Origin of the sequence: Paracoccus binzhouensis (assembly GCF_016446475.1) — a bacterium.
Taxonomy (GTDB): domain Bacteria; phylum Pseudomonadota; class Alphaproteobacteria; order Rhodobacterales; family Rhodobacteraceae; genus Paracoccus; species Paracoccus binzhouensis.
In genome coordinates, this window is record NZ_JAEHFP010000041.1 from 1 (window position 1) to 16,673 (window position 16,673).

The following is a 16,673-nucleotide window of genomic DNA, read 5'->3' on the forward strand; positions in this document are numbered from 1 at the left end:
CGGCGACCTGGCGCTGGCCGAGGCTGCGCGGCTGCTCTACGGCCTGCCCGAGCGGCCCGGCCCCGCTGCGCTGACGGCGCTGGCCGAGCCCTGGCGGCCGTGGCGCGCGGTTGCGGCCCGGGCGCTCTGGGCCTATTACCGGGCCGCAAAGGGGCGCGAGGGCGTCCGCTAGGGGGACGAGATGCTGCGCGAGTTGAAATCCGAACGCAAGGGCCCGCGAAAGGCCGATTCGGTGGTGGTCTTCCTGCATGGCTACGGCGCCGACGGGGCCGACCTGCTGGGCCTGGCCGATCCGCTGGCGCCGCATCTGCCGGGCACCGCCTTCTACGCCCCGAACGCGCCCGAGCGCTGCGTGAACAATCCGATGGGCTATCAATGGTTTCCGATCCCCTGGATGGACGGCTCCAGCGAAGAGCAGGCCCGCAGCTCGGCCGCGCAATCCTTCAAGGACATCAACGCCTTTCTCGACAAGGTTCTGGCGGATGAGGGGCTGGCGCCGGACCGGCTGGCGCTGGTCGGCTTTTCGCAGGGCACGATGATGGCGCTGACCGTGGCGCCGCAGCGCGAGCCCGGGATCGCCGGCGTGGTCGGTTTCTCGGGCCGGCTGCTGGAGCCCGAGAAGGCGGGGGAGGCCAGGACCAAGCCGCCGATCCTGCTGATCCATGGCGACCAGGACCCGGTCGTGCCCTTCGAGAGCATGGCAATCGCCGGCGAGGCGCTGCAAAAGGCCGGGTTCACCGTCTATGGCCATGTGATGAAGGGCACCGGGCACGGCATCTCCCCCGATGGGCTGTCGGTGGCGCTGGCCTTCCTGAAGGAGCGATTTGCCGCCAAGCCCTGAGGGCGCGGGAGATTTCGCCCTTGCGAAACCCGATCCAGCCCCTACCTTGATTCCATAGAGACCGAGGAGAACGCCCATGACCACCCTGATCTGGATGACTGCGATCGCCCTGATTCCGGCCGGCACGGTGGCGCTGCGTCTTCTCGCCCCGCAGCCGCAGCGCATTGCAGTGCGCGCCCGGCGCTGAGCGGCCCCTGCCTCAGGCCCAGATGGCCGGGTCGGCGATCTCGATGGAATTGCCGGCCGGGTCGCGGAAGTAAAGCGACCGGCCGCCCTGCGGCCAGGTGAAATCGGCCTCGATCACCACCCCGGCGGATTCCAGATGCGCGCGCCAGGCGTCGAAGCTGCCCGGCTCGGCGCCCATGCAGAAATGCCCCGGTCCCTCGGCGCCATGCGGCGGCACCGGCAGCCGGGCATCGGCTTTCGGCGGGATGCGCGTGGCGCTGGCGCGGAACACCAGCAGCACCTGGCCACCGCAGCGAAAGAACACATGCCGGCCCGGCACGCGGGCGATCTCGGCCAGGCCGATGATGCCGGTCCAGAAACGCGCGGCCTCCTCCAGATCCTCGGCGTAAAGCGCGGATTCCAGGGGGCCGATCAGCTTGGGGGGCGTGCTCATGCCGCCATCCTGCCAGCAATCCGCCGGGCACGCCAGCCCGGCTTGACCTTGGCCGCGCTCCGCGCGACAGCTTGTCGGGCGCGACGGGGGAGGGGACGGCATGGCGTGGCTCTATCTGGGCGTGGCGGGGGCTTTCGAGATCCTCTGGGCCTTTGCCATGAAGCAGTCCGAGGGCTTCACCCGCCCTTGGCCGACCGCGGTCACCGTCATCGGCATGGCGGCCAGCATCTGGTTCCTGTCGCTGTCGATGAAGGTGCTGCCGCTGGGCACCGCCTATGTGATCTGGACCGGCATCGGTGCGGTCGGGACCTTCCTGCTGGGGATCGCGCTGCTGGGCGAGCCGGCCGACACGCTGCGGCTGGTGGCGGCGGTGCTGATCGTCGCCGGGCTGGTGCTGATGAAGCTGGCCTCGCCGCATTGACCCCCGTTGATCGGCGCATCGCCCTGTCACGCCCATGTCACGCCGCGCGGCTATTTGATCGGCGGGCATATATTCGGGGACTTGTCAGCCCATGGCCGCGATATATAGTCGGTCTTACCAATAAAGGATGAGTTCCGGGCAGGGCGAAACGAGGTGCCGATGCTGGACGACCACGGCGATTTCCGAACGCAGTTCGTGCGCGAGCCTTCCTTCTTGCGCCACCATCCCGCGCTTGTGCTCAACGCCGATTTCAGGCCGCTCAGCTATTATCCCCTGTCGCTCTGGCCTTGGCAGGAGGCCGTCAAGGCGGTGTTCCTGGACCGGGTGCAGATCATCGCAGAATATGACGAGGTGGTGCGAAGCCAGAGGCAAAGCATACGCATCCCCTCGGTCGTGGTGCTGAAGGATTTCGTCAAACCCCAGAAGCGCGTGGCATTCACGCGCTTCAATCTTTTTCTGCGCGACGAATTTTGCTGCCAGTATTGCGGCGCCAAGGGCGACCTGACCTTCGACCATGTCATCCCGCGCTCGCGCGGGGGGGTGACCAGCTGGGAAAACGTCGTGGCGGCCTGTTCGCCCTGCAACCTGAAAAAGGCCAACAAGTCGCTGCGCAATTCCGGGTTGAAGCTGCGCCGCACCCCGCGCCGGCCCACGGCCGAGGAAATGCACGCGGTCGGCCGGCGCTTTCCCCCGAACCACCTGCATGAAAGCTGGATGGATTATCTTTACTGGGACACCGAGCTGCTTTCGGAATAGGGCTGGCCGGGATCGCCCGCCGCCCGGATGGCGGTTCCGGCGACGTGGATTTGGGCAGTTCCCCGCGCTTGCCGCAACGGCATCGGCAGAAAAGCGCCGCAATCGCAAGGGACAATCGACAAGACAGCCGCCAGATGTCACTCTTGGGATGAGAGCGACCGGGTGAGGACTGTGCCCATGTCTCACCCGGTCTCGCCGTACCTGTAAAAGAGGAACTCGTTCAACGGCTTTCGCCAGCCTGCAATGAAAGCCCTGGACGGTGAACCTGCCTTTTTGGTGAGGTTTCTTGGTTTTGCGCGGCGATTTCTCAATTCAGGGATGTCTTATGTTTATTAATGCGTGATTCTCGCTCTTATTATGGTTGAGCGCGGATTGATAAACTCGCCTCTGGAATGAGGTCCGGCATTATTGCTAAGACCGGCTCACCAAGGGATTCGCGTGGGATGGCAGCATGGCCGCAGAGGACAGGGATTCGGCGGGGCAGGTGCCGGAGGCCGAGGATCTGGCCAGAAAGCAGGCCCGGGCGGTGGAACGGCTGGCCCGCCAGGCGGCCAACCGGGCGGAGCGCGAGGCCAGGCGCGCCGCACGCCGGGCCGAGCGGCAGGCGCACCAAGCCGGGCAGGGCACAGACGGACGGGCCGCCGACAGGCAGGCGCTGCCCCAGACCGTCCCGGACCGGGCGGCCGGGGATTTCAACATCCTGCTGATCGGGCAGGCCGGGCGGCTGGGGAACGAGGCGGTGCTGTTCGCCGCCAGCCTGCGCCGCAACGCCCCGGACTGGCGCGGCCGGCTGATTGTCGCCGAGCCGCGGCCCGAAGGCGCCTGGGCCGGGCACCGCACCGCCATGGCCGAGCCGGTGCGCGCGGCGCTGACCGGCTTCGGCGCCGAGATCCTGCCCTTTACCGCGACGCGCTTCGGCGCGAGCTATCCTTATGGCAACAAGATCGAGGCGCTGGCCATCCTGCCCGCCGGCCAGCCCTTCGTCTTCTTCGACAGCGACACGCTGGTGACCGGGCCGCTGGACCGGATCGCCTTCGATTTCGCCCGCCCTTCGGCCTCTATGCGCCGCAGCGGCACCTGGCCCGAGCCGCCGCTCTACGGACCCGGTTACACGCAGATCTGGAAAACGCTCTATGATCGCTTCGGCCTGGATTTCGAAAGCTCGCTGGATCCCGCGCAGCCCGACGAGCATTGGGAACGCTATCTGTATTTCAACGCCGGCTGGTTCTTCGGTGCCGATGCGCAGGAATTCGGCCGCCGCTTCCTAGACTGGGCGGTAGCGATCCGGGATGAGCCGGGCGAGGCGCTGGCCTGCCAGAAGCTCGAGGTGCTGCTGGACCAGGTGGCGCTGCCGCTGGTGATCCATTCCCTGGGCGGCGGCCGCCCGGGGCCGCAACTGGCCGGTCTCGACGGCGACGTGACCTGCCATTACCGCGATCTGTCGCTGCTCTATGCCAGGGAAGGCGATCTGGCCGTCGAGACGGTCGAGGACCTGTTTCTCGATCCGCGCTTGAAAGCGCTGGCCGAGGACTGGGAGCCGGCCAGGACGATCGTCCTGGCCGGCGTCGGGCGGCAAGACATCCGTCCCATGTTCGACCGCAGCATGCCGCTGAACGAAGGGCGCATCCGGCAGATCCTGAAAAAATCCGGCCTCTGGTTCCGCTAGGCGCCGCCGGCGCGCAGGGTGCGCCGCCTATCCCCGGCTCAGCACCGCATCGCAGCGGGCGCAGGTGCCCGGGTGCCTGTGGCTGCCGACATCGGGCAGGATCTTCCAGCAGCGCTGGCATTTCTCGCCCTCTGCCTCCTCGAACACCACGCCGATGCCGGGCACGTCCGACAGCCGGAAGGCCTCGCCCGGCGCCGGGTCGGCGGTCAGGCTCAGGCCCGAAGTGATGCAGATATCGGCGAAGTCGACGGATTTCAGCGCCTTGAGATCCTCGGCCTCCTCGACATGTACCACCGGCGCGGCTTCCAGGCTGGCGCCGATCACCTTGTCGCTGCGCTTGATCTCCAGCGCGGCGGTGACGGTGCGGCGGACGCGGCGGATGGCGTCCCATTTCCGCGCCAGATCCTCGTTCAGCCATGCCGCCGGGGTGGCGGGGAAGTCCTGCAGATGCACGCTGTCATCCTCGGACGGGAAGCGCGACAGCCAGACATCCTCCATGGTGAAGGGCAGGATCGGCGCCAGCCAGGTTACCAGCCGGTGGAACAGCAGGTCCAGCACCGTGCGTGCCGCCCGCCGCCGCGGCGCATCCGGCGCGTCGCAGTAAAGCGCATCCTTGCGGATGTCGAAATAGAAGGCGGACAGGTCCACCGTGGCGAACTGGAACACGGTCTGGAACACACCCTGGAAGTCGAAGCCGTCATAGCCCGTCCGCACCTGCCGGTCGATCTGCGCCAGCCGGTGCAACACCCATTGCTCCAGCTCGGGCATCTCGGAGGGCTCGATGCGCTCGGCCTCGGCAAAGCCGTCCAGGTTGCCCAGCACGAAGCGCAGCGTGTTGCGCAAGCGGCGATAGCTGTCGGCGGTGCCCTTCAGGATCTCGGGTCCGATGCGCTGGTCGGCGGTATAGTCGGTCTGCGCCACCCAGAGCCGCAGGATATCGGCGCCGTATTGCTTGATGACCTCGGCCGGCACGATGGTGTTGCCGAGCGACTTGGACATCTTCATGCCCTTCTCGTCAAGCGTGAAGCCATGCGTGACCACGTTGCGATAGGGCGCCCGGCCGCGGGTCGCGCAGGCCTGCAGAAGCGAGGACTGGAACCAGCCGCGATGCTGGTCGGTGCCCTCCAGATAGACGTCGGCAATGCCGTCCGGCGCCCCGTCGGCGCGGTCGCGCAGCACGAAGGCATGGGTCGAGCCGCTGTCGAACCAGACGTCCAGCACGTCCATCACCTGCTCGTAGCCGGCCGGATCGGCGACGCCCTCCAGCACCTCCTCCTTGAAGCCGGGCCGATACCAGATATCGGCGCCCTCCTTCTCGAAGGCGGCGATGATGCGGTCGTTGACGCGCTGGTCGCGCAGCAGGAAGTCCGGGTCGGTGGGCTTGACGCCCTTCTTCACGAAGCAGGTCAGCGGAACGCCCCAGGCGCGCTGGCGCGACAGCACCCAGTCAGGCCGGTTCTCGACCATGGCATGGATGCGGTTACGCCCCGATTGCGGCCACCATTTCACCAGCCTGTCGATGCTGGTCAGCGCACGTGTGCGGATGGTGTCGCCGTATTCGCCCATGCCGTCGGTCAGCTTGTGGTCGATGGCGGCGAACCATTGCGGGGTGTTGCGATAGATCAGCGGTGCCTTCGAGCGCCAGCTATGCGGATAGGAATGCTTGATCTTGCCCTTGGCCAGCAATGCGCCGGCCCAGGCCAGCTGCTTGATGACGCTGACATTGGCCGGGCCTTCCTTGCCGTCCGGCCCGATGATCGCCTGCCCGCCGAAGATCGGCAAGTCGGCGCGATAGGAACCGTCGGGCTCGACATTATAGGTCATCGGCAGCTTGAAGCGCAGCCCAAGCTGATAATCGTCGTCGCCATGGCTGGGCGCGGTATGGACGAAGCCCGTGCCCGCGTCCTCGGTGACGTGATCGCCCGGCAGCATCGGCACGTCATAGTCCCATTCGCCGGCGCCGCCCTCGACGCCGCGCAACGGATGCGCGAGCAGCAGCCCCTCCAGATCCGAGGCCGCCACGTCCCGGACCCGCTGCCAGTCCTCGATCTTGCCGGCCTGCTTCACGCTCTCGGCCAGCGCATCGGCCAGCACCAGAAGCTCGCCCGGGCGCGCCGTGGCCCCCTCGGCTACCCCGCCCACGCGGTAAAGCCCATAGGCGATGGCCGGATTATAGGCCACGGCCCGGTTCTGCGGGATGGTCCAGGGCGTCGTGGTCCAGATCACCACGCTGGCCGGGCTTTCCGTTTCCCAAATACCCTGCGACGCCGCCACCGGGAACCGCACCCAGATGGTGTGGCTGGTATGGTCGTGATATTCGACCTCGGCCTCGGCCAGCGCGGTCTTCTCGACCGGAGACCACATCACCGGCTTCGAGCCCTGGTAAAGGCTGCCGTTCATCACCAGCTTCATGAACTCGGCCGCGATCACCGCCTCGGCATGGTAGTCCATGGTCAGATAGGGATCGTCCCACTTGCCGGTGACGCCCAGGCGCTTGAACTCCTCGCGCTGGAGATCAACCCATTCCTCGGCGAAGCGGCGGCATTCCCGGCGGAATTCGACCATGTCGACCGCGTCCTTGTCCTGGCCGGCCTTGCGGTATTTCTCCTCGATCTTCCATTCGATCGGCAGGCCGTGGCAGTCCCAGCCCGGCACATAGCGCGCATCGCGGCCCATCATCTGGTGGCTGCGCACCACGATGTCCTTGATGGTCTTGTTCAGCGCGTGGCCGATATGCAGATGGCCGTTCGCATAGGGCGGGCCGTCATGCAGGATGAAGGGCGGCCGTCCCGCGGCCCGTTCCCGCAGCCGGTCATAGATGCCGATGCGCTCCCAGCGGGCCAGCCATTCCGGCTCGCGCTGCGGCAGGCCGGCGCGCATCGGGAAATCGGTCCGGGGCAGGAAGACGGTGTCGCGGTAATCGGGCGCGGCCGGGGTTTCGGTGGTCGTGTCGCTCATCTGGCGGGAATCCTTCGGTGGCTGGGCAGGCATGCGTGACCCGGCGGCGAGGAACCCCTACGCCGCCGGGCGAGTAATTCGGAAAATCCCGGCCCTGCTGAACATGCGCGGGTTATAGGAAACCGCCCCGGGCCCTGCAAGCGCGGCTTTCCCGGGCCGCCCCCAGCATGCCGCCTATCACAGGCCGCCCGCCACAGGCCGCCCGTGACATGCCGCCGCCTTGCAAGCCCGGCCGTCCCGGCCCATATCCGCGCCATGATCCCGCCGCGCTTTGACGTCACCCCCGAACAGATCGACCGCGTCGTCGCCACCTTCTATGCCGCGGTGCGCCGGCACGAGGTGCTCGGCCCGGTCTTCGCCGCCCATGTCGCCGACTGGCCCGCACACGAGGCCAAGATCGCCCGCTTCTGGCGCAACGCCATCCTCTACGAGCGCGGCTATGACGGCAATCCGATGCAGGTGCACATGCGCGCCGGCGACGTGCGGGCGGCGCATTTCGCCCCTTGGCTCATGCTCTTCGACGAAACCCTGCGCCGCACGCTGCCATCCGAGACGGCGCGGGCCTGGTCGGCGCTCGCGCATCGCATCGGCGCCGGGTTGCGCATGGGGGTCGAGGATCTGCGCGAGCGCCGCCCCGGCCCGCCGGTCTTGCGCTGAGTCGCTTGCGGGTGTAAACAAAACGGGAACATCCGAAGGGGATTCCCGATGAAGATCGACTATCTCGAGTTCAGCTCGCCCGACCTGCCGGCCACGAAGGCCTTTTTCGGGGAAGCCTTCGGCTGGAGCTTCAACGATTACGGCCCCGAATACCAGGAACTGGCCGATGCCGGCATGGCGGGCGGCATCGCTGCCGCTGCCCTGGCGCCGCCCCTGGTGATCCTCAGGGCGGACGATCTGGAAGCCGCGCTGGCCCGGGTGACCAAGGCCGGGGCCGCGATCACCCGGCCGATCTTCGCCTTTCCCGGCGGCCGGCGCTTCCAGTTCCGCGAGCCGGGCGGCACCGAGATGGCGGTCTGGTCCCCGGCCTAGTTGCGCGGCGGCCGCGCCTTGTAGACCGGCAGCCGCCAGCCGAAGCTCATGCTGCCGGCGCGCAGCATCAGCACCATGGCCGCGCAGCCGATCAGCGCCCAGCCCCGCCCGCTGCCCAGGCCCAGCAGCAGCAGCGCCGCCACCGCCCCGCCGAAGGCGGCGGTGACGTAAAGCTCGCCCTGTTTCAGCACCAGCGGCACCTCGTTGCCGACCACGTCGCGCATCAGCCCGCCGAAAGTGCCGGTCATCACCCCCATCAGCACGGTGACGACCGGGCTCACCCCGGCTTCCAGCGCCACGCCGACGCCCGCCGGCACCGCCACGGCCAGGGCGAAGGCGTCCAGCCACAGGATGGCACGATAGCGGCTTTCCAGTCGATGCGCGGTGAAGAACACCGCGATCGCCGCGCCGGCGGTCAGCAGCAGCAGTTCCGGCCGCCCGACCCAGAACACCGGCGCCCGGCCCAGCACCAGGTCGCGCAGGGTGCCGCCGCCGATCCCGGTCAGCGTGGCGAAGAAGATGAAGCCCACGATATCCAGCTGCCCGCGGCTGGCGACCAGCGCGCCCGTCAGGGCAAAGACCAGCACGCTGGCGTAATCCAGCAGCGGGATCAGCGCATCAAAGCTCACCCCGAGACCTTCGCCGGCTTGAAGGGCGCCATCCCCGCCCGCGCCAGCGCATCGGCGCGCTCGTTCTCGGGATGGCCGGCATGGCCCTTGATCCATTCCCAGCGCACCGTGTGGCGGGCCTGCGCGGCGTCCAGCCGCTGCCACAGTTCGGCATTCTTCACCGGCTTCCTGTCGGCGGTGCGCCAGCCGTTCCGCTTCCAGCCGTGGATCCATTGCGTCACGCCGTTCTTCACATAGGCGCTGTCGGTGACGACGGTGATCTCGCTGGGCCGGGTCAGCGCCTCCAGGGCCGAGATCGCCGCCATCAGCTCCATGCGGTTGTTGGTGGTCTCGGCCTCGCCGCCGGACAGCTCGCGCTCCTTCAGCACCGTCTCGCCCTCCATGGCGCGCATCAGCACCCCCCAGCCGCCGGGGCCGGGATTGCCGCTGCAGGCGCCGTCGGTCCAGGCATAGAGCGCGCTCATGCCCGCTCCATCGCCAGCTTCAGCCCCAGGGCCGCGAACGAGGCGGCAAAGGCTCGGCGCAGCCAGCGCATCATCCGCTCCGAGGCCAGCAGCGCATCCCGCCCACCGGCCGCCAGGCCCGCATAGCCCAGGAAGGTCAGGAAGGTGACGGCCGAGAAAGCCGCGCCCAACTCGGCCATCAGGCCGGCGCCGCTGCCCGCCGGGATGAATTGCGGCAGGAAGGCCATGAAGAACAGCGGCAGCTTGGGGTTGAGCAGGTTCAGCGCCACCCCGCGCCGCAGGATGCGGCCGGCCGGCATGGGGACCGCCGGCGCCACCGACAGGCCGCCGCGATCCTTCAGCACCGACCAGGCCATCCACAGCAGATAGGCCACGCCGGCGAATTTCACCGCCTGGAACAGCAGGGCGCTGGCCTGCAGCACGGCGGCAAGCCCGGCCATGGCGACCAGCATGTGCAGGAGGGTGGCCATGCTGCAGCCCAGGGCGGCCCAGAACCCGGCGCGCAGCCCGCCGCCCAGGGCCATGGACAGGGTATAGACCACCCCGATCCCGGGCGAGACGCAGACGACGAAGGCGGTCAGCAGATAGTCCCAGGTCATTCCGCGATCCCCTTATGGCCGGGCAGGGCGGCGATGCGGTCGATCCAGCGCCCGATACCGGGAAAGCGCGCCATGTCGAAACCGCCGCGGCTGCCCGCCGTGTGGGTATAGCCGTAAAGACACAGGTCGGCGAGGCTGACGCCATCCCCCACCAGCCAGTCATGCCCGGCCAGCCGCTCCTCCATCACCTGCAGCAGCGCATGGCCGCGCTCCAGCAGCTCGGCCATGCGCTCGGGCGTCGCCAGGTGCCGGCGCGACGGATAGCTCCGCAAGGCCGCGCGCACGGCGATCACGCCCTCGTGCTGGTTCTGCTCCCAGAACATCCAGCCCAGCATGGCGGCGCGCCCGAAGGCGTCGTCCGGCACCAGCCGCGTGCCCTCGCCCAGCCAGCACAGGATGGCGTTCGATTCCGGCAGGAGCCGGCCGTCGTCCAGCTCCAGCACCGGCGCCTTGCCGAAGGGCAGCCGCCCCGCCGCCTTGGCGGCCGCCAGCTCGGCCGAGGACTCCTCGACATCGACGATCTCGCAATCGCGGTCCAAGAGTGCCAGGGCCAGCCGCACCTTGTAACTGTTGCCGGAAGACGGCATCGACCAGAGCTTCATCCCGACCCTTTCTCCGTTTCAAAAATACTCCGGGGGAGGCCCGCAGGGCCGGGGGTAGCGCCCCCGCGACCGTGCGCCCCGGCTCAGGCCTCGCGCAGCACCCGCGGCACCTTGAACTCGACATTCTCGCGCGCCGTCTCGACCATCTCGACGGTCAGGTCGTAGCGTTCGCGAAAGGCCGCGACCACCTCGTCGACCAGCAGCTCGGGGGCCGAGGCGCCGGCGGTCACCCCCACCGCCTGCGCCCCCGCGATGGCCCGCCAGTCGATCTGGTCGGCGCGCATCACCAGCTGCGAATAGGCGCAGCCGGCGGCGCTGCCGACCTCGACCAGCCGGCGCGAGTTCGAGCTGTTCGGCGCCCCGATCACCAGCAGCGCGTCGATCCGCCCGGCGATGGCCTTGACCGAGGCCTGCCGGTTGGTCGTCGCATAGCAGATGTCCTCCTTGGCCGGGCCGACGATGCCCGGAAAGCGCGCCTGCAAGGCGGCGACGATGGCGGCGGTATCATCGACCGACAGCGTGGTCTGGGTGATGAAGGCCAGCCGCGACGGGTCGCGCGGCGCGATCTTCGCCACGTCCTCGACCGTCTCGACCAGCAGCACCTCGCCCTCGGGCAACTGCCCCATGGTGCCCAGCACCTCCGGGTGGCCGGCATGGCCGATCATCACCATCTGCAGGCCCTCGGCATGGTGGCGCTCGGCCTCGACATGCACCTTGCTGACCAGCGGGCAGGTGGCGTCGACGAAGACCATCTCGCGCCGCCGCGCCTCGGCCGGCACGGCCTTGGGCACGCCATGGGCGGAAAAGATCACCGGCCGGTCGTCGGGGCATTCGTCCAGCTCCTCGACGAAGACCGCGCCCTTGTCGCGCAAGCTGTCCACGACGAACTTGTTGTGCACGATCTCGTGGCGGACATAGACCGGCGCGCCCCATTTCTGCAGCGCCATCTCGACGATCTTGATGGCGCGGTCCACGCCGGCGCAGAAGCCGCGCGGCGCGGCCAGGTAAAGGGTCAGGGGCGGTTTCTTGTCCATGGGCTTCACCTAACCCCGGCCGGGGCCTGCCGCAAGGGATCAGGCGCCCTCGAAACTGGTCAGGGCGTGGACCTCGTGGCCCAGCCCCTCCAGCAGGGCGCGCCCGCCCAGCTCGGGCAGCTCGATGACGAAAGCGCAGCCCACCACCTCGGCTCCCAGCCGCTCGCAAAGCGAGATGCCGGCCGCCGCAGTGCCGCCGGTGGCCAGCAGGTCGTCCACGATCAGCACCCGCTCGCCGGGCTTCAGGGCGTCGTCATGGATCTCCATCACCGCCTCGCCATATTCCAGCGCATAGGCCTGGCTGATGGTGGCGCCGGGCAGCTTGCCCTTCTTGCGGATCGGCACGAAGCCGACGGAAAGCTGATGCGCCACCGCGCCGCCCAGGATGAAGCCGCGCGCCTCCAGTCCCACCACCTTGTCGATGGCCTCGCCGGCATAGGCGGCCAGCAGCTGGTCCACCGCCATGCGAAAGCCGCGCGCATCGGCGAAAAGCGTGGTCACGTCGCGAAACAGGATGCCCTCATGCGGGAAGTCCACGATGGTGCGGATATAGTCGCGCACCGTGCGGCTGTCGCGGCGGCGCTTTTCCGGCCGGTTCTGCATCAGGGGCGCTCCATCTCGAAGGTCTCGGTGGTGATGGTGTAATCCTTGTAGCCCATGCGCGACAGCCAGCCGGTGGCGCGCAGGTCGAAGCGGCCGTCCTTCAGGCAGTCCTCGCGCAGGTGGATGCCGGTGACGACGCCCAGCACCATGTAATTCGCCTCGCCCGCCAGCCGCAGGATGCGTGTCGCGCGGCATTCCAGCGCCGCGGCGGCCCCGGCAACGCGCGGGCAGTCGATGCTTTCGCATTCCGCGGCCTCGATGCCGGCGGCCTCGAATTCGTTCACCCCGGCGGGGAAGGCGGCGGAACTGGCATTGACCTGGTCCTTCAGCGGCCCGTCGGCGATGTTGACGCAGAACACCCGCGATTGCGCGATCTGCGCCACGCTGTCCTTGGTGCCCTGCCGGTCCGGCTTGGCCGAGGTCGAGGCGAACATCACCTGCGGCGGCACATAGGCGGTCAGGTTGAAGAAGGAATAGGGCGCCAGGTTGTCGCCCTGCCGGCCCCGGGTCGAGATCCAGCCGATGGGCCGCGGCGCCACGATGGCGTTCAGTGGATTGTGCGGCAGCCCGTGGCCGTCCTGGGGTCGGTAGAACATGGCTGCCCTCGCTGTTTTCCTGGTGATGCGGGCCCCAGAAGTGACCCTATGCGCGCGGCGCGTCAAGCCTGCTGGACGCCGGATCGCGGTGCCCGGGAATTTTGTGTCCCGTGATCCCGCAGGCGGTTTTCGTCGCCGGTCCTGCATGTTACGCGGTGCTTGCGCCGCGCCAGGCCCGAGCCCCGAATCCCGACCCCACGAGCGGAGGCAGGATGTACGAACTTTGCCCCGAAACCCCCGCCGACACGCCCGAGGTCGAGGCGCTTCTGGACCTGTGCTTCGCGCCGGGGCGAACGGCGCTGTCCTCCTATCGGCTGCGCGACGGGGTGGCGCCGGTCCGGCCGCTCTGCCTGATGCTGCGCAACGAGTTCGGCGCGCTGATGGGCGCCATCCGCTACTGGCCGGTGCGCGTGGACGGCAGGCCGGCGCTGCTGCTGGGCCCGGTCGCGGTCCATCCCATCACCCAGGGCGAGGGGCTGGGCGGGCTGCTGATGCGCGAAAGCCTGACCCGCGCCGCCGAGATGGGCTGGCACCGGGTGATGCTGGTTGGCGATCTGCCCTATTATCAGCGCTTTGGCTTCTGGAAGCTCGAAGGCGTCGAGATGCCGCCGCCGACCAATCCCGACCGGGTGCTGGGCATCGAGCTGGTGCCGGGCGCCTGGCAGGGCGTCGCCGGCCCGGTCGAGCGCGAAACCGGCGAGAATGCGGGCGGCAACGAGATGCGCCGCGACCCGCCCGCAGGCCGCGGCTGCACCGAGGTCGAGCCGCCCGATCACTCGGCCGGATAGTCGAAGGCCTCGGGATGGTTCGCCAGGCTGCCGGTCAGCGCGGCATAAAGGATGGTCCGGCCGTCGATCGATTCCGCATTGCCGCCGATGTTGAGCCAGGTCAGCAGCTCGGCGCCCTTGCCGTCATGGACCGAGAGCACGCCGTAAGCCTCGCCTCTGTCGGGGGCATAGAGCATGGCGATCTGGTTCGCTGCGCAATCGTGCTGCTTGCAGCCGGTCATCGCCAGGTAGTCGCTGCCGTCGAACGAGACCTTCTGGCTGGGCGTGGTCACCATGCCCTCGCGGACCCAGGCGGGGATTTCGTGGCCCTTGGCCATCGTCTCGAAGGCGGCGGTCAGCGCCTGGTCCCGGCCCAGATCGGCCAGGCTCGGGCCGGCGGCGTCCTGGGCCGATGCGGCCTGGCCGAGGCCGAGACCGGCGGCGAGGGTCAGGGCGGGGATGATGCGGCGGATGCTCATGCGGCTATTCCTCGTTTCTTCCTTGTCCCGCCGGAGCGGCGGGTTTTCATCTGCCCCGAGGAACCTGCGGCGCGGCTTGCGGGTTCCCTTGCCGACGCGATCCTGTGCCCCGGGGCACGATATTCCAAGGTTTCCCCAGGATGACCGAAAACACGCCCATACCCCTTCGGCAGGATGTGCTGCCCCCGATCACCGACCCCACGGTCCATGTCGAGATCGACCGGCTTGCCCGGCGCTATCTCGCTGCCGGCGGGGTGGCGATGGAGCTGCTGACCGCCATCGGCGGCAAGGCCGAGGGGCTGATCGAGCGGCTGCCGCAATCGGTGCGCGGGCGCATGGACCGCATCACGCTGGCGGCGCTGAACCGCGCCTTCGACGCGGCCTCGCGGTCGCGCGGGGTGCTGCGGGACCGGGGCGACCTGTTCAACCGCCTGCTGTCCACCACCTCGGGCGCGGTGGGCGGGCTGGCGGGCGTGGGCGGCGCGGTGCTGGAACTGCCGGTGACGGTGACGCTGCTGTTGCGGGCGATCATGGACATCGCCTCGGAACACGGATTCGATCCGGCCTCGGACGCGGCGCGGCGCGAGGCGCTGCATGTCTTCGCCTCGGCCGGGCCGCTGGCCGATGACGAGGGCACGGATCTGGGCCTGCTGACGGCGCGGATGACCATCACCGGCCACACGGTGCAGGCGCTGATCGGCCGGGTGGCGCCGCGGCTCTCGGCCTCGCTGGCGCAGAAGCTGGCGGCGCAGACCGTGCCGGTGCTGGGCGCCTTCGCCGGGGCGACGATCAACTATCACTTCACCCGCTATTACCAGGAACTGGCGCGGGTGCATTTCGGCCTGCTGCGGCTGTCGCAGGAAACCGGCATCCCGCGCGAGGCGCTGGCCGAGGCGCTGGAGCTGCGCATGGTGCAGCTGCGCCCCAACACCGCGGCGCGCAAGCTGTCGCGCCGGCGCTAGGCTTCGGTCTCGGCCGCCAGTTCCAGGACGCCGGCCGGGGCTTCCAGATGGTCGATGCCCAGCGGCGCCGATGGCCGGGCAAGGCGCGATTTCACTACCCAGTGCAGCCGCTCCTGCGCGCGGGTGATGGCGACATAGGCCAGCCGCTTCCACAGCGCCACCCCGGCCTCGCTGCGGCCCGACCAGGCGGCGGCGCTGATGTCGGGGCCGAAGACCTGCACGTCGGGCCATTGGCTGCCCTGCGCCTTGTGGATGGTCACCGCCGCGCCATGCAGGAAGGTGGCGCCCATGCGGGCAGCGAAGGGGATGAACGGCTCCTCGACATCCGGCATCTCGATCTTGACGATGCTGGCGGCGGACAGCCGCGGCTCCTCGGCGCCGACGACATGCAGCCGCGAGAATCCGGGCTTGCGGCCGGGCCCCAGATAGACCACCTGTGCGCCCTTGATCAGCCCGCGCGCCTCCAGGTCGATGCGCTTCTTGCGGTGCTTCAGGGGCAGTTCCAGCCCGTCGCAGATCAGGGGCTCGCCCGGCAGCAGCGCATCGCCCGGCGCGCCATAGGCGGAACGGAAGGCCTGGATCAGCTTGATGCGGGTGATGTTGCGCCAGACCAGCACCGGGCTTTGCGCCATCAGGTCGGATTCCACCCGCTCGGCCCAGATCACCCGCGGGTCGCGGGCGGCGGCCTGGCGGATCATGCGTTCGAAGGCGTCGAATTCCAGCGCCGGATCGGCCAGCGCATGGGCCAGGTCGAGGATCGGGCTGTCGCCCTCCTGCCGGTGGATGCGGCTCAGCATCAGCTTCTGCGGGGCGGCCAGCCGGTCGAAGACCATCTCGCCCGATTGCCCGACCGGGGCCAGCTGCGCCGGGTCGCCGAACAGGATCAGGACCGGGAAGATCTCGCGCAGGTCCTCGAACTGGCGCTCGTCCAGCATCGAGGCCTCGTCGACCAGCCCGATGTCCAGCCCGTCCTCGCGCCGCTTCCAGCCGCGGATGAAATCCGAGCCGCGCAGGCCCGCCGCGGCCAGCGCGCCGGGGATCGAGGCATGCTGGTCGTAGAAGGCCTTGGCCCTGTCCAGCGCCGCCTCGGTCAGACCTTCCATCAGCCCCTGGGCGGAAGGCCGCTCGCCGGCGCCGGTCAGCCAGTCGGCGATGCGCTCGTATTCCGGGTCATAGACCGGGGTATAGAGGATGCGGTGGATCGTCGTCGCCGGCACGCCGCGCATGCGCAGCACGAAGGCTGCCTTGTTGGTCGGGGCCAGGATGGCGACGGTGCGGCGGTCCTTGCGCTTCTTGCCCTCGTAATCGCCCGAGACGATATCGACCCCGGCCGCCTTCAGCGCCCTGGTCAGTTCCGCCAGCAAGAGGGTCTTGCCCGAGCCGGCCTTGCCGATCACCGCCATGACCCGGCCCTTGCCGGGCTTCGGCGGCGCGATCTCCTCCGAGACCAGGTCGATGCCGGATTCTTCCAGCACGGCGGCGAGCGCGTCCCAGGCTTCGGCCTGATCGGGGGAAAGGGCGGGCAGGGTCATGCGCCCTTGTTAGCCCGCGGCGCGAGGGGCGGAAAGGCCGATCCGGCGGCGCCGCCGCGATTTGGGTATTTGAAGAACGAAGAAGACCCATCCCGGCCCGGTCTTCTCTGTTGCTT

Annotated in this window: 19 protein-coding genes and 1 pseudogene; 9 read left to right on the top strand and 11 right to left on the bottom strand. The window is 68.9% G+C overall.

Annotation, left to right across the window (positions count from 1 at the left end; translation table 11 throughout):
* Window positions 1-172: pseudogene (locus tag I9P22_RS11205) on the top strand (DNA-3-methyladenine glycosylase 2 family protein); the annotation flags it as partial.
* A gap of 9 nt (window positions 173-181) precedes the next feature.
* Entirely contained in the window at window positions 182-841 is a 660-nt protein-coding gene (locus I9P22_RS11210; protein ID WP_199259562.1) for an alpha/beta hydrolase, read from the top strand.
* Window positions 842-1,040: 199 nt separating this feature from the next.
* Here the strand turns inward: I9P22_RS11210 and I9P22_RS11215 are convergent, their stop codons facing one another.
* The gene (locus I9P22_RS11215; RefSeq protein ID WP_199259563.1) at window positions 1,041-1,460 is read right to left on the bottom strand and encodes a VOC family protein; all 420 of its coding nucleotides are present in this window, start codon (window positions 1,458-1,460) and stop codon (window positions 1,041-1,043) included.
* A 100-nt stretch (window positions 1,461-1,560) separates the two neighbouring features.
* On the opposite strand from I9P22_RS11215, the gene I9P22_RS11220 reads away from it, so the two are divergent.
* The 3 genes from I9P22_RS11220 (at window position 1,561) to I9P22_RS11230 (ending at window position 4,303) form a co-directional block, all read left to right on the top strand.
* Complete coding sequence (locus I9P22_RS11220; protein WP_199259564.1) at window positions 1,561-1,881, top strand: DMT family transporter; 321 nt, start codon at window positions 1,561-1,563, stop codon at window positions 1,879-1,881.
* 159 nt (window positions 1,882-2,040) lie between these two features.
* Window positions 2,041-2,637, top strand: coding sequence for an HNH endonuclease (locus tag I9P22_RS11225; RefSeq protein ID WP_199259565.1), 597 nt, complete (start codon window positions 2,041-2,043; stop codon window positions 2,635-2,637).
* A gap of 451 nt (window positions 2,638-3,088) precedes the next feature.
* Window positions 3,089-4,303 carry a hypothetical protein gene (locus tag I9P22_RS11230; RefSeq protein ID WP_233253337.1) on the top strand — a complete coding sequence of 405 codons (1,215 nt, stop codon included), beginning with the start codon at window positions 3,089-3,091 and terminating at the stop codon, window positions 4,301-4,303.
* A 27-nt stretch (window positions 4,304-4,330) separates the two neighbouring features.
* Here the strand turns inward: I9P22_RS11230 and ileS are convergent, their stop codons facing one another.
* Window positions 4,331-7,261, bottom strand: coding sequence for an isoleucine--tRNA ligase (gene ileS, locus I9P22_RS11235; protein ID WP_199259566.1), 2,931 nt, complete (start codon window positions 7,259-7,261; stop codon window positions 4,331-4,333).
* 255 nt (window positions 7,262-7,516) lie between these two features.
* Here ileS and I9P22_RS11240 point away from each other — a divergent pair, with 255 nt between their 5' ends.
* Together I9P22_RS11240 and I9P22_RS11245 are read left to right on the top strand one after the other, a co-directional pair.
* Complete coding sequence (locus tag I9P22_RS11240; protein ID WP_199259567.1) at window positions 7,517-7,918, top strand: group III truncated hemoglobin; 402 nt, start codon at window positions 7,517-7,519, stop codon at window positions 7,916-7,918.
* 48 nt (window positions 7,919-7,966) lie between these two features.
* Complete coding sequence (locus tag I9P22_RS11245; protein ID WP_199259568.1) at window positions 7,967-8,290, top strand: VOC family protein; 324 nt, start codon at window positions 7,967-7,969, stop codon at window positions 8,288-8,290.
* On the opposite strand, the gene I9P22_RS11250 is transcribed toward I9P22_RS11245, so the two are convergent.
* The 7 genes from I9P22_RS11250 to I9P22_RS11280 form a co-directional block, all read right to left on the bottom strand.
* Complete coding sequence (locus tag I9P22_RS11250; RefSeq protein ID WP_199259569.1) at window positions 8,287-8,919, bottom strand: trimeric intracellular cation channel family protein; 633 nt, start codon at window positions 8,917-8,919, stop codon at window positions 8,287-8,289. The two genes, I9P22_RS11245 and I9P22_RS11250, sit on opposite strands and share 4 nt — an antisense overlap.
* Window positions 8,916-9,383 (bottom strand): ribonuclease HI, encoded by a 468-nt coding sequence (rnhA, locus tag I9P22_RS11255; RefSeq protein ID WP_199259570.1) that lies wholly within the window; start codon window positions 9,381-9,383, stop codon window positions 8,916-8,918. Before rnhA ends, I9P22_RS11250 begins: the two co-directional genes overlap by 4 nt.
* Window positions 9,380-9,982 carry a LysE family translocator gene (locus I9P22_RS11260; RefSeq protein ID WP_199259571.1) on the bottom strand — a complete coding sequence of 201 codons (603 nt, stop codon included), beginning with the start codon at window positions 9,980-9,982 and terminating at the stop codon, window positions 9,380-9,382. The genes rnhA and I9P22_RS11260 overlap by 4 nt, the downstream gene beginning before the upstream one ends.
* Window positions 9,979-10,584, bottom strand: coding sequence for a glutathione S-transferase family protein (locus I9P22_RS11265; protein WP_199259572.1), 606 nt, complete (start codon window positions 10,582-10,584; stop codon window positions 9,979-9,981). The genes I9P22_RS11260 and I9P22_RS11265 overlap by 4 nt, the downstream gene beginning before the upstream one ends.
* Before the next feature lie 83 nt (window positions 10,585-10,667).
* On the bottom strand, window positions 10,668-11,618 hold the full coding sequence (gene ispH / locus I9P22_RS11270) for a 4-hydroxy-3-methylbut-2-enyl diphosphate reductase (protein ID WP_199259573.1): 951 nt from the start codon (window positions 11,616-11,618) through the stop codon (window positions 10,668-10,670).
* A 39-nt stretch (window positions 11,619-11,657) separates the two neighbouring features.
* The gene (locus I9P22_RS11275; RefSeq protein ID WP_199259574.1) at window positions 11,658-12,221 is read right to left on the bottom strand and encodes an adenine phosphoribosyltransferase; all 564 of its coding nucleotides are present in this window, start codon (window positions 12,219-12,221) and stop codon (window positions 11,658-11,660) included.
* A complete protein-coding gene (locus I9P22_RS11280) occupies window positions 12,221-12,817 on the bottom strand; it encodes a flavin reductase family protein (RefSeq protein ID WP_199259575.1) in 597 nt (198 codons plus the stop codon). Before I9P22_RS11280 ends, I9P22_RS11275 begins: the two co-directional genes overlap by 1 nt.
* A gap of 212 nt (window positions 12,818-13,029) precedes the next feature.
* Between I9P22_RS11280 and I9P22_RS11285 the strand changes: the two genes are divergently transcribed.
* The gene (locus I9P22_RS11285; RefSeq protein WP_199259576.1) at window positions 13,030-13,605 is read left to right on the top strand and encodes a GNAT family N-acetyltransferase; all 576 of its coding nucleotides are present in this window, start codon (window positions 13,030-13,032) and stop codon (window positions 13,603-13,605) included.
* Here the strand turns inward: I9P22_RS11285 and I9P22_RS11290 are convergent.
* Window positions 13,590-14,063 carry an Ivy family c-type lysozyme inhibitor gene (locus I9P22_RS11290; protein ID WP_199259577.1) on the bottom strand — a complete coding sequence of 158 codons (474 nt, stop codon included), beginning with the start codon at window positions 14,061-14,063 and terminating at the stop codon, window positions 13,590-13,592. The two genes, I9P22_RS11285 and I9P22_RS11290, sit on opposite strands and share 16 nt — an antisense overlap.
* A 140-nt stretch (window positions 14,064-14,203) precedes the next feature.
* On the opposite strand from I9P22_RS11290, the gene I9P22_RS11295 reads away from it, so the two are divergent.
* On the top strand, window positions 14,204-15,025 hold the full coding sequence (locus I9P22_RS11295) for an EcsC family protein (RefSeq protein WP_199259578.1): 822 nt from the start codon (window positions 14,204-14,206) through the stop codon (window positions 15,023-15,025).
* On the opposite strand, the gene I9P22_RS11300 is transcribed toward I9P22_RS11295, so the two are convergent.
* Window positions 15,022-16,557 (bottom strand): ATP-dependent DNA helicase, encoded by a 1,536-nt coding sequence (locus tag I9P22_RS11300; RefSeq protein ID WP_199259579.1) that lies wholly within the window; start codon window positions 16,555-16,557, stop codon window positions 15,022-15,024. The two genes, I9P22_RS11295 and I9P22_RS11300, sit on opposite strands and share 4 nt — an antisense overlap.
* Between the last annotated feature and the right edge of the window lie 116 nt (window positions 16,558-16,673).

What these genes read in the sequence shown, in the direction of transcription:
- I9P22_RS11280 (WP_199259575.1), bottom strand. Translation starts at nt 12,817, where the DNA reads ATGTTCTACCGACCCCAGGACGGCCACGGGCTGCCGCACAATCCACTG.
- I9P22_RS11230 (WP_233253337.1), top strand. Translation starts at nt 3,089, where the DNA reads ATGGCCGCAGAGGACAGGGATTCGGCGGGGCAGGTGCCGGAGGCCGAG.
- I9P22_RS11260 (WP_199259571.1), bottom strand. Translation starts at nt 9,982, where the DNA reads ATGACCTGGGACTATCTGCTGACCGCCTTCGTCGTCTGCGTCTCGCCC.
- ispH (WP_199259573.1), bottom strand. Translation starts at nt 11,618, where the DNA reads ATGGACAAGAAACCGCCCCTGACCCTTTACCTGGCCGCGCCGCGCGGC.
- I9P22_RS11295 (WP_199259578.1), top strand. Translation starts at nt 14,204, where the DNA reads ATGACCGAAAACACGCCCATACCCCTTCGGCAGGATGTGCTGCCCCCG.
- I9P22_RS11245 (WP_199259568.1), top strand. Translation starts at nt 7,967, where the DNA reads ATGAAGATCGACTATCTCGAGTTCAGCTCGCCCGACCTGCCGGCCACG.
- I9P22_RS11215 (WP_199259563.1), bottom strand. Translation starts at nt 1,460, where the DNA reads ATGAGCACGCCCCCCAAGCTGATCGGCCCCCTGGAATCCGCGCTTTAC.
- I9P22_RS11240 (WP_199259567.1), top strand. Translation starts at nt 7,517, where the DNA reads ATGATCCCGCCGCGCTTTGACGTCACCCCCGAACAGATCGACCGCGTC.
- I9P22_RS11265 (WP_199259572.1), bottom strand. Translation starts at nt 10,584, where the DNA reads ATGAAGCTCTGGTCGATGCCGTCTTCCGGCAACAGTTACAAGGTGCGG.
- rnhA (WP_199259570.1), bottom strand. Translation starts at nt 9,383, where the DNA reads ATGAGCGCGCTCTATGCCTGGACCGACGGCGCCTGCAGCGGCAATCCC.
- I9P22_RS11210 (WP_199259562.1), top strand. Translation starts at nt 182, where the DNA reads ATGCTGCGCGAGTTGAAATCCGAACGCAAGGGCCCGCGAAAGGCCGAT.
- I9P22_RS11285 (WP_199259576.1), top strand. Translation starts at nt 13,030, where the DNA reads ATGTACGAACTTTGCCCCGAAACCCCCGCCGACACGCCCGAGGTCGAG.
- I9P22_RS11290 (WP_199259577.1), bottom strand. Translation starts at nt 14,063, where the DNA reads ATGAGCATCCGCCGCATCATCCCCGCCCTGACCCTCGCCGCCGGTCTC.
- I9P22_RS11275 (WP_199259574.1), bottom strand. Translation starts at nt 12,221, where the DNA reads ATGCAGAACCGGCCGGAAAAGCGCCGCCGCGACAGCCGCACGGTGCGC.
- I9P22_RS11300 (WP_199259579.1), bottom strand. Translation starts at nt 16,557, where the DNA reads ATGACCCTGCCCGCCCTTTCCCCCGATCAGGCCGAAGCCTGGGACGCG.
- I9P22_RS11220 (WP_199259564.1), top strand. Translation starts at nt 1,561, where the DNA reads ATGGCGTGGCTCTATCTGGGCGTGGCGGGGGCTTTCGAGATCCTCTGG.
- ileS (WP_199259566.1), bottom strand. Translation starts at nt 7,261, where the DNA reads ATGAGCGACACGACCACCGAAACCCCGGCCGCGCCCGATTACCGCGAC.
- I9P22_RS11225 (WP_199259565.1), top strand. Translation starts at nt 2,041, where the DNA reads ATGCTGGACGACCACGGCGATTTCCGAACGCAGTTCGTGCGCGAGCCT.